The organism is Streptomyces sp. NPDC012508 (assembly GCF_042902595.1).
Classification (GTDB): domain Bacteria; phylum Actinomycetota; class Actinomycetes; order Streptomycetales; family Streptomycetaceae; genus Streptomyces.
In genome coordinates this window covers 807,816-815,269 of sequence record NZ_JBIBEO010000003.1, presented here as the reverse complement: position 1 = coordinate 815,269, position 7,454 = coordinate 807,816, and the positions used below count along the sequence as shown (strand labels likewise).

Annotated in this window: 11 protein-coding genes and 1 pseudogene; 5 read left to right on the top strand and 7 right to left on the bottom strand. The window is 71.7% G+C overall.

Features of this window, described 5'->3' with window-relative positions:
- Positions 1 to 183, top strand: a pseudogene (locus ACFY8U_RS14245) (ectoine/hydroxyectoine ABC transporter ATP-binding protein EhuA); the annotation flags it as partial.
- Positions 184 to 242: 59 nt separating this feature from the next.
- Here ACFY8U_RS14245 and ACFY8U_RS14240 read toward each other — a convergent pair.
- Complete coding sequence (locus ACFY8U_RS14240) at positions 243 to 1,007, bottom strand: class I SAM-dependent methyltransferase (RefSeq protein ID WP_389569685.1); 765 nt, start codon at positions 1,005 to 1,007, stop codon at positions 243 to 245.
- A gap of 94 nt (positions 1,008 to 1,101) precedes the next feature.
- Between ACFY8U_RS14240 and ACFY8U_RS14235 the strand changes: the two genes are divergently transcribed.
- A complete protein-coding gene (locus ACFY8U_RS14235) occupies positions 1,102 to 1,731 on the top strand; it encodes a CGNR zinc finger domain-containing protein (RefSeq protein WP_361436560.1) in 630 nt (209 codons plus the stop codon).
- On the opposite strand, the gene sodX is transcribed toward ACFY8U_RS14235, so the two are convergent.
- A complete protein-coding gene (gene sodX, locus ACFY8U_RS14230; protein ID WP_389569682.1) occupies positions 1,635 to 2,069 on the bottom strand; it encodes a nickel-type superoxide dismutase maturation protease in 435 nt (144 codons plus the stop codon). The two genes, ACFY8U_RS14235 and sodX, sit on opposite strands and share 97 nt — an antisense overlap.
- Positions 2,070 to 2,220: 151 nt before the next feature.
- On the opposite strand from sodX, the gene sodN reads away from it, so the two are divergent.
- The gene (gene sodN / locus ACFY8U_RS14225) at positions 2,221 to 2,616 is read left to right on the top strand and encodes a superoxide dismutase, Ni (RefSeq protein ID WP_352187010.1); all 396 of its coding nucleotides are present in this window, start codon (positions 2,221 to 2,223) and stop codon (positions 2,614 to 2,616) included.
- 127 nt (positions 2,617 to 2,743) lie between these two features.
- Here sodN and ACFY8U_RS14220 read toward each other — a convergent pair whose 3' ends face one another.
- The 4 genes from ACFY8U_RS14220 to ACFY8U_RS14205 all read right to left on the bottom strand — a co-directional run bounded on the left by ACFY8U_RS14220 (position 2,744) and on the right by ACFY8U_RS14205 (position 5,295).
- The gene (locus tag ACFY8U_RS14220; protein WP_389569679.1) at positions 2,744 to 3,400 is read right to left on the bottom strand and encodes a hypothetical protein; all 657 of its coding nucleotides are present in this window, start codon (positions 3,398 to 3,400) and stop codon (positions 2,744 to 2,746) included.
- Positions 3,401 to 3,485: 85 nt separating this feature from the next.
- Positions 3,486 to 3,818, bottom strand: a complete 333-nt coding sequence (locus ACFY8U_RS14215) for a hypothetical protein (protein ID WP_389569676.1) — start codon at positions 3,816 to 3,818, stop codon at positions 3,486 to 3,488.
- A complete protein-coding gene (locus ACFY8U_RS14210; protein ID WP_389569673.1) occupies positions 3,815 to 4,342 on the bottom strand; it encodes a GNAT family N-acetyltransferase in 528 nt (175 codons plus the stop codon). Before ACFY8U_RS14210 ends, ACFY8U_RS14215 begins: the two co-directional genes overlap by 4 nt.
- The gene (locus ACFY8U_RS14205) at positions 4,339 to 5,295 is read right to left on the bottom strand and encodes a LysR family transcriptional regulator (protein WP_361606415.1); all 957 of its coding nucleotides are present in this window, start codon (positions 5,293 to 5,295) and stop codon (positions 4,339 to 4,341) included. The genes ACFY8U_RS14210 and ACFY8U_RS14205 overlap by 4 nt, the downstream gene beginning before the upstream one ends.
- 203 nt (positions 5,296 to 5,498) lie before the next feature.
- Between ACFY8U_RS14205 and snpA the strand changes: the two genes are divergently transcribed.
- Together snpA and ACFY8U_RS14195 are read left to right on the top strand one after the other, a co-directional pair.
- Positions 5,499 to 6,152: a snapalysin gene (gene snpA / locus ACFY8U_RS14200; protein ID WP_389569670.1), complete on the top strand. Its 654-nt coding sequence runs from the start codon at positions 5,499 to 5,501 to the stop codon at positions 6,150 to 6,152.
- A gap of 145 nt (positions 6,153 to 6,297) precedes the next feature.
- Complete coding sequence (locus ACFY8U_RS14195) at positions 6,298 to 6,756, top strand: group II truncated hemoglobin (protein ID WP_389569667.1); 459 nt, start codon at positions 6,298 to 6,300, stop codon at positions 6,754 to 6,756.
- A 185-nt stretch (positions 6,757 to 6,941) separates the two neighbouring features.
- Here ACFY8U_RS14195 and ACFY8U_RS14190 read toward each other — a convergent pair whose 3' ends face one another.
- Positions 6,942 to 7,361: a DUF6304 family protein gene (locus ACFY8U_RS14190; protein ID WP_389569665.1), complete on the bottom strand. Its 420-nt coding sequence runs from the start codon at positions 7,359 to 7,361 to the stop codon at positions 6,942 to 6,944.
- Positions 7,362 to 7,454: the final 93 nt, after the last annotated feature.

The window sequence follows — 7,454 nt, the reverse complement described above, 5'->3', positions numbered from 1 at the left end:
GACCTCGCCGAGGACGGCATGACGATGATCGTCGTCACCCACGAGATGGGCTTCGCCCGCGAGGTCGGCGACAACCTCGTCTTCATGGACGGCGGCGTGGTGGTCGAGTCCGGCCACCCGCGCGACGTCCTGGGCAACCCGCAGCACGACCGGACGAAGGCATTCCTGTCCAAGGTGCTGTAGTCCGCAGGCAAGGGGAAGGGGCGGTACGGGGATCCCGTACCGCCCCTTCCGCGCACGCGCTACTTCACGGCCAGCACGAGGGTGTCCGAGGGCGAGGCCCAGACCGGCCGGGCCTCGGCGAAGCCGGCGGCGCGGAGGATCTCGGCGTGGCGGCGGGAGGACGGCATGTCGCCGTCGGCGTGCTCGCCGTAGATCTCGAAGCGGCGGGCGGTCGGTTCGGCCAGGACCGGGTCCTGGGCGGCGACGGCCCACCACGAGGCCCAGTCGAGGGCGCCGGCGGCCTTGGCACGGTCCATGGCGGCGTGGCGGTGGGCGCGCTCGGCGGCGTTGATCCGGGGGGTGGTCTCGTCGATCATGTGGTCGGCGTTCATGAAGACACCGCCGTCCCGGACGAGGCCGGCGAGCTGTCCGTAGAGCGCGGTGAGCGGTTCGGTGTGCAGCCAGTGCAGCGCGGTGGCGGTGAGCACGGCGTCGTACGAGTCGTGCGGAAGCGTCGTGACCCACTCGGGGTCCTTGAGGTCGGCGGTCACGAAGGTGACGCGCTCGTCGCCCTCGAAGTACCCCTCGGCGATGGCGAGGAGGGCGGGGTCGAGGTCGACGCCGACGCTGGTCGCCTTCGGGAACCGCTTGAGCAGCCGATCCGTAATACTCCCTGTACCGCACGCCAGGTCCAGGACGCGGGGCTCCGGCCCCACCACGGCCTCGACCATGTCGAGCATCACGCGGAACCGCTCCTCGCGGTCCGGCATGTACCACTCCTGCTGACGGTCCCAGCTCTCCTGCCAGGCCGCCCAGTCGGTTCCGGTCGTCGCCGCGTCCGTCATCCCTCGACCTCACCCTCTTCGTAATACCCTCGGAGGGGGAACATCCATTACCCCCTCCGCACCCGACACTAGACCTCCGCCGTAAGGACTACAAGTGGAACTGGCCTATTACTCGGATTACGCCGTGCGTCTGGTCAACACCGAGGAGCCGGCCCGCAGCAAGGACGCCCTCACGTCGGTCGAGGCGGTCCGGGAGCTCTTCGGCACGGCCTCGCAGATGGCCCGGCGGGTGACGGACGCCGATGTGACGCGGTTCCGTTCGGTACGGGCCCGGCTGCGCGCGGTCTTCGCCGCGGCGGACGAGGGCGACCACACCCAGGCGGTGGACCTGCTGAACTCGCTGCTCCTGGAGTTCCCGGTCAGCCCGCAGATCTCGGGCCACGACTATCTGGACGAGGAGGGTCATCCGCGCTGGCACATGCATCTCGCCGACCACCCCTCGAACGCGACCTCGGGTTACGCGGCGATCGCGGCGATGGGGCTGGCCTTCCACCTCACGGAGTTCGGCGCCGACCGGCTCGGTCTCTGCCAGGCGTCACCGTGCCGCAACGCCTACCTCGACACCTCGACCAACCGCTCCCGGCGCTACTGCTCGGACCGGTGCGCGACACGCGCCAACGTGGCCGCCTACCGGGCCCGCAAGCGCTTGGAGGCCGAACGGTCGGACCGGACGGGCCTCAGCGCGGAGAACAGCCAGGCGAGCACCACCGGGACCGACCGCTGACGCCCGGGCGTGACGGGCCGGTACCGCGCCCGTACCCGCCCGAGGACCAGCTCGGCCGGTACGGCGCCGAAGACGCGGCTGTCGCCCTCGGCGTCCGGGTTGTCCCCGAGCACCCACCAGCCGGCGGCCTGTCGCTCGATCAGACGCTTCACGATGAGCAGATCCTGCTGGAGGGGGTGACGCAGCACGGCCACACTCCCGGGCCGCAGCCGCCCGCCGTAGTGCACGAGGAGCTGGTCGCCGTGGAGCAACGTGGGCACCATGGACACCCCCGTCACCTCGGCGATCCCGAACAGGGGCCCGGCCCCCCGCCCCGGCTCCCGCCCCACGTCCGTCATTCCGGCACCTCCTGATCCGATCGTCCACTCGTACACGAGTCGCATGGTGACCCTGGACTTTTGTCCTAAGCCCTAGGGGGCGCTCGCGAAAACAGCCTTCTCGGGGAGTAATCTCCCACCTGAGAAGACGATCACGAGGAAGGACAGCTCAATGCTCTCCCGCCTGTTTGCCCCCAAGGTGAAGGTCAGCGCCCACTGCGACCTCCCCTGCGGTGTCTACGACCCGGCCCAGGCCCGGATCGAGGCCGAGTCGGTCAAGGCCGTCCAGGAGAAGTACCAGGCCAACGAGGACGCGCACTTCCGCGCGCGTGCCACGGTCATCAAGGAGCAGCGCGCGGAGCTCGCCAAGCACCACATCTCGGTGCTGTGGAGCGACTACTTCAAGCCTCCGCACTTCGAGAAGCACCCGGAGCTGCACCAGCTCATCAACGACACCCTGAAGGCCCTCTCGGCCGCCAAGGCGTCGACGGACCCGAAGACGGGCGAGAAGGCGCTGGAGCTCATCGCCGAGGTCGACCGCATTTTCTGGGAGACGAAGAAGGCCTGACCTCCGGTCACGCCCTCGGACCTGCGGCCCCCCTCGGCCGCCGGGTCTCCTGCCCGCACCCGGCCCGCAGGCCGCCGAACACGGCGACCCTGACGGTCCGGGTGCGGTCTTTTTCACCGAGTGCCCCTCAGCGGGGGCCGCTCGGCTCCGGCGGACGCGGTACAGCCGGTGCCGGCAGGTCGAGCGCGCGGGCGAGAGCCGCGCACACGGGGGCGGCGAGGCCGGGCAGGTGCGCGGGCGCCCAGGCGGTGGCCAGGTGGAGGAAGTCGGTCAGGTCCCGTTCGGCGTCGGCGAGCAGGCGGCGCAGATCGGGGACGGGAAGCTCGATCACCGGGCTGTCCGGCCGCTCGGTGTCCACGGTCAGGCGCACCACGTCGCCGACGCGTTCGGCGAGCGGGGAGGGGTCGTGACCGAAGGAGGCCCAACCGTCCCCGTCGAGCACGTCGCGCCAGTCACGGCGTTCGTCCAGCCCGTTGCAGCAGCCCGGCACCAGCACGACACCCGTCGCCGTGTCGGTCACGCGCAGGCCGCCGGCGGCGAAGAGGGTGTCCATCGTGAGCAGGCCGTGGAGGAAGCTCCCCAGCGGGTCGGCGGGCCGCGGCGGGCCACCGTCCTCCGGCTCCACGTCGTTGCACTCGACGACCCGCATGACGGCCGTGCCGACCTCGGCAGCGCTGAGTGCGCCGCTCAGCGCCATGAATCCGTGCGCACCGCACGCGGCCACCGGCCACAGACCGAAGCCGTCGGTGGCACTGGTCTCCAGGACGGGCTCCAGAACGATCACCCGGAGAGTCTGCGGCATCGCCCCCCGGCGGCGCACGGCCATATTCGCGGCGCGGGGCGCACCGTGCGCGCCCGAGGTCGCGTGGTCAGTCCTCGAACGGCTCCGGGGACCAGCGGAACCAGGCTTCGGGGCCCTCGATGTGGAGCAGGAACTCAGGGACCGGGACGCCGTCCGGGGACTCCAGGGTGACGGCGGATCTCACGGCGTCGTAGGCGGACTCCCAGGCTTCCGTCGCCGCATCGTCGTCGGGCCCTTCGAGGATCGGTTCGAGCAGGGCCAGTTCGCGCACGAAGAGGTCCTTCACCGTGTCGTACGCCGGCCCCTGCGTGAAGTGGCCGTGGAGCCACGGGAAGTCGCCGCCGGTCACCGTGATCTCGCCGACGAGGCCAGCGGCGGTGCGGGCGCGCCACAGGGTCATCGGGCGGGCTCCACCGGGAGGGTGTAGCGGAGTTTCGGTTTCGCCGTGGCGCCCAGGCGGTCGTAGAAGCGGATCGCGCCCTCGTTCCAGGCCGGCGTCTGCCACTGGATCTCCGTCAGGCCGAGTGCCCGGGCCTCGGTCCGCAGGGCGGTCATGAAGAGCGGGCCGAGGCCCAGGCCGCGTTCCGTCGGGGCGAGGTAGAGGCAGTCCATGTGGAGGTACTCGGCGCCGTCCCACGTGGAGAGCTCCGGGGCACAGGTGGCGTAGCCGGCCAGGCGGCCGTCGGGGAGTTCGGCCACCAGGCAGCGCAGGCGGGGCGGTTCCGGACCGAAGAGGAGACGGCTCAGGCGTTCCGCGAGGCCCGGGGCGGGTGGGGCGGCCTTCTCGTACGCGGCGTGTTCCGCTGCCAGTTCGGCCACCCGGTCGAGGTCCTCGGGCCGCGCGTGCCGCACGCGTGCGGCGGTCGACCGGGGGGTCGGGCCGTGGCCGGTCGCCTCTGGTGCGCTGCCTCCGTGATCCGTCATGCCGTCATCATGCCCGCCCCCACTGACATCCCGTGCCGGCGGAGCCACTGGCGGTACGGAGAGGCGCGTAGGGCCGCCTCGCGGTAGGCCGCCGTGAGGTCGGCGTACAGGGGGTCCAGGAGGGCCTCCTCCCGGGCGTACAGGAGGAGACGTACGGCCAGGGGGTCGTCGCGCAGGGGGCGGATCGCCATGTCCTCGCGCGGCAACGATGTCGGCTGGCAGGGCGCCACCGCCTCGCCGAGGGCGATCAGCGACGCCGCCGTGTGGTAGTCGCCGTGGAGCAGCGGCGGGTCGATGCCGGCCTCGCTCAGGACGCGCCGCAGCCCGTCCCATTCGCCGTCCACCGTCGGGTCGACCATCCAGCGGTCCTCCGCGAGGTCGGTCAGTTCCACCACCGGCAGCGCTGCGGCCGGATGGTCGCGGGCCAGCGCCACGAACTGCGGCTCCCGTTCGACCAGGACGCGCACCAGGAGGCCGTCCGGTACCCGCAGCGGACAGCCCTCGACCTCGTGGACGAAGGCCACGTCCAGCTGGCCCACCGCGACCGACCGCAGCAGCGCGTTGGCGGAGACGTCCATGTGGAGCGCGATGTCCGTGCCGACGAGACCCTGGCGCAGTCGGCGCAGCCAGCCCGGCAGGGCCCTGCTCGCCGTCGATCCGACCCGCAGCCGCGGTCCGTCGCTGCGCGCCGCCGCGGCCCGGGCCTCGGTGATCAGCGTGGCCATCTGGTCGACCAGCGGACGGGCCCTGCTGAGCACCGAGCGGCCGAGCGGTGTGGGCCGGCAGCCGGTGCGCCCACGCGTGAAGAGCTCCGCGCCGAGGGAGTTCTCGATCCGCCGCAGCTGGGTCGTCAACGAGGGCTGGCTCATGCCCAGTTGCCGCGCCGCCTTGTGCAGGCTGCCCGTCTCCGCGATGGCGCAGAGTACGCGCAGATGCCTCACCTCCAGCTCCATGCCCCGAGGGTAGGGCGGCACCCTGCGCCGCACCAGACACCCACATCACTCCAATTACCCTTCAATCACAGGGAGTTGGTACCTATCCCTTGGCCCAGTCCCTGCGCGGCGGTGATGCGTTCGCGTTATCCCCTGCTGCCATCATCCGCACCCGCCCCGGCTCCCCCGACACTCTCCCCAACCGACCAGGAGGAGCCCCCCCCATGAGACACCCCAAGGTCCTCACCGCCTCGCTCGCCGCCACCCTCGGCCTCGGACTCGCCGCCGCGCTCGGTGCCGCACCCGTCGCCTCCGCCGCACCCGTAACCTCCGCCGCGCCGACCGGCTACGCGGCCTACGCCGGGTCCGCCGAGGACGCCAAGGCGACCAAGGCCTTCCACGAAGCCGTGATGAAGTCCGTGGCGAAGAAGCGGGCCGCCAACCCCGGCGTGGCCGCCGTCACCGTCGTCTACAGCGCCTCCAACGCCCCGAGCTTCCGTACGCAGATCTCCCGCAGCACCCAGATATGGAACAGCTCGGTGGTCAACGTACGGCTGGTGGAGGGCAGCAACCCGGACTTCCGCTACTACGAGGGCAATGACCCGCGTGGCTCGTACGCCAGCACCGACGGCCACGGCAACGGCTACATCTTCCTCGACTACCGGCAGAACCAGCAGTACAACTCCACCCGCGTCACCGCTCACGAGACCGGGCACGTCCTCGGCCTCCCCGACCACTACTCGGGCCCGTGCAGCGAGCTGATGTCCGGCGGCGGTCCGGGCACCTCCTGCCAGAACGCCCAGCCCAACGCCCAGGAGCGGGCGCGCGTCGACCAGCTCTGGCGCAACGGCCTCGCTACGGCCTTCAAGGCGTTCTGAGCCCTCTGGCATCCGAACCGGGACCCGCGCCTCGGCGGGGCGGACGGCAGCGGCCGCCGTTCGCCCCGCCGAGAGCGAACATCCTTGGATCCCGGGGATGTTGTGTGAAAGCTGGGAGGACACATCCCGGATCCCGGAGGCGTTCATGACCGCCGAGCACACGAACACCCTGTACGAGGCCGTGGGCGGTGCCGACGCGCTGCGCCGGCTCTCCGAGACGTTCTACGAAGGGGTCCTGGCCGACCCCCTCCTCGCGCCCGTCTTCGCCGACTTCACCGCCGCCCACGTGCAGCACGTCGCCGTCTGGCTGGCGGAGGTCTTCTCGGGGCCCGCCGAGTTCACGGCGGAGCTCGGGGGGCATCAGGCTCTGCTCCGCGCCCATCTCGGCCTCGGCATCACGGAGGAACAGCGTCTGCGCTGGATGGAGTTGATGACGGCGGCCGTGGAGAAGGAGCTGCCGGACGACGCCCTGCTGCGCAGCCGGGTGGTGGAGTACTTCGACTGGGGGACGCGGATCGCCAAGGACGTGTCGGCCTCGGCACCGGGCACGGATCTCGGCGAACCCGGCCCCACCCCGCGCTGGGGCTGGGACGGTCTCGCCTGACGACCGCCTGACGACCGCCCCACCAGGTGGTGGTGTCCCATGAACCTGCCACGGGGCGCCTGCCACGGGAGCCGGGGTACGGCCGCGCTCGCGTTCAGGGCAGGAACGCCGGCGCCCCCGGCATCAGCTCCCCGGACTTCGGACCCACCGTCGCGGATCCTTCCGGAGCGGCCGTCGGCCCGCGGTCAGGCCGTCTGGAGCAGGCGGCGGCCGAACGCCGCGCCGTCCGGCAGTTGGCGCCTCACCCGGTCGAGCGCCTCCTCGAAGTCGCCGCCCGCGATGCCCGACTCGTAGGCCGTACCGCCGTAGTGCAGCGTCAGGCTCAGGTCCGTTCGCTCGCCGAGGGTCAGCAGGCAGCCGAGCGTGGCCTGCTGGGCGACGCCGTCCACGACGACGGGGAGCGGCAGGTCCCACTCCAGGACGCAACCGGTGAGGACCTGGCCGCCCTTCTCCGCCGCGCTCAGGGCGGCGAAGCTCGCGCCCGTGTACTCGACTCCCCTGATGCGGGCGGACACCTGCCGTCCGTCCACCGTGATCACGATCGCTTCCGCGCCGCTGCGGTCCCGGTACCAGCCGGTCCAGACTTCCGTCGACTCCGATGACATGCGCGGACTGTAGCGGTCTGACCGGCTCCTTCGCGCGGCCGGTCACCCTGTGGCCGGACTTCTCCCGGTCTCGCCGTTCTTGCCGGTCACGTG

Excerpts from the sequence above, each read along its gene's own strand:
- ACFY8U_RS14240 (WP_389569685.1), bottom strand. The coding sequence starts at position 1,007 with ATGACGGACGCGGCGACGACCGGAACCGACTGGGCGGCCTGGCAGGAG.
- sodN (WP_352187010.1), top strand. The coding sequence starts at position 2,221 with ATGCTCTCCCGCCTGTTTGCCCCCAAGGTGAAGGTCAGCGCCCACTGC.
- ACFY8U_RS14205 (WP_361606415.1), bottom strand. The coding sequence starts at position 5,295 with ATGGAGCTGGAGGTGAGGCATCTGCGCGTACTCTGCGCCATCGCGGAG.
- snpA (WP_389569670.1), top strand. The coding sequence starts at position 5,499 with ATGAGACACCCCAAGGTCCTCACCGCCTCGCTCGCCGCCACCCTCGGC.
- ACFY8U_RS14195 (WP_389569667.1), top strand. The coding sequence starts at position 6,298 with ATGACCGCCGAGCACACGAACACCCTGTACGAGGCCGTGGGCGGTGCC.
- ACFY8U_RS14210 (WP_389569673.1), bottom strand. The coding sequence starts at position 4,342 with ATGACGGATCACGGAGGCAGCGCACCAGAGGCGACCGGCCACGGCCCG.
- ACFY8U_RS14190 (WP_389569665.1), bottom strand. The coding sequence starts at position 7,361 with ATGTCATCGGAGTCGACGGAAGTCTGGACCGGCTGGTACCGGGACCGC.
- ACFY8U_RS14215 (WP_389569676.1), bottom strand. The coding sequence starts at position 3,818 with ATGACCCTGTGGCGCGCCCGCACCGCCGCTGGCCTCGTCGGCGAGATC.
- sodX (WP_389569682.1), bottom strand. The coding sequence starts at position 2,069 with ATGACGGACGTGGGGCGGGAGCCGGGGCGGGGGGCCGGGCCCCTGTTC.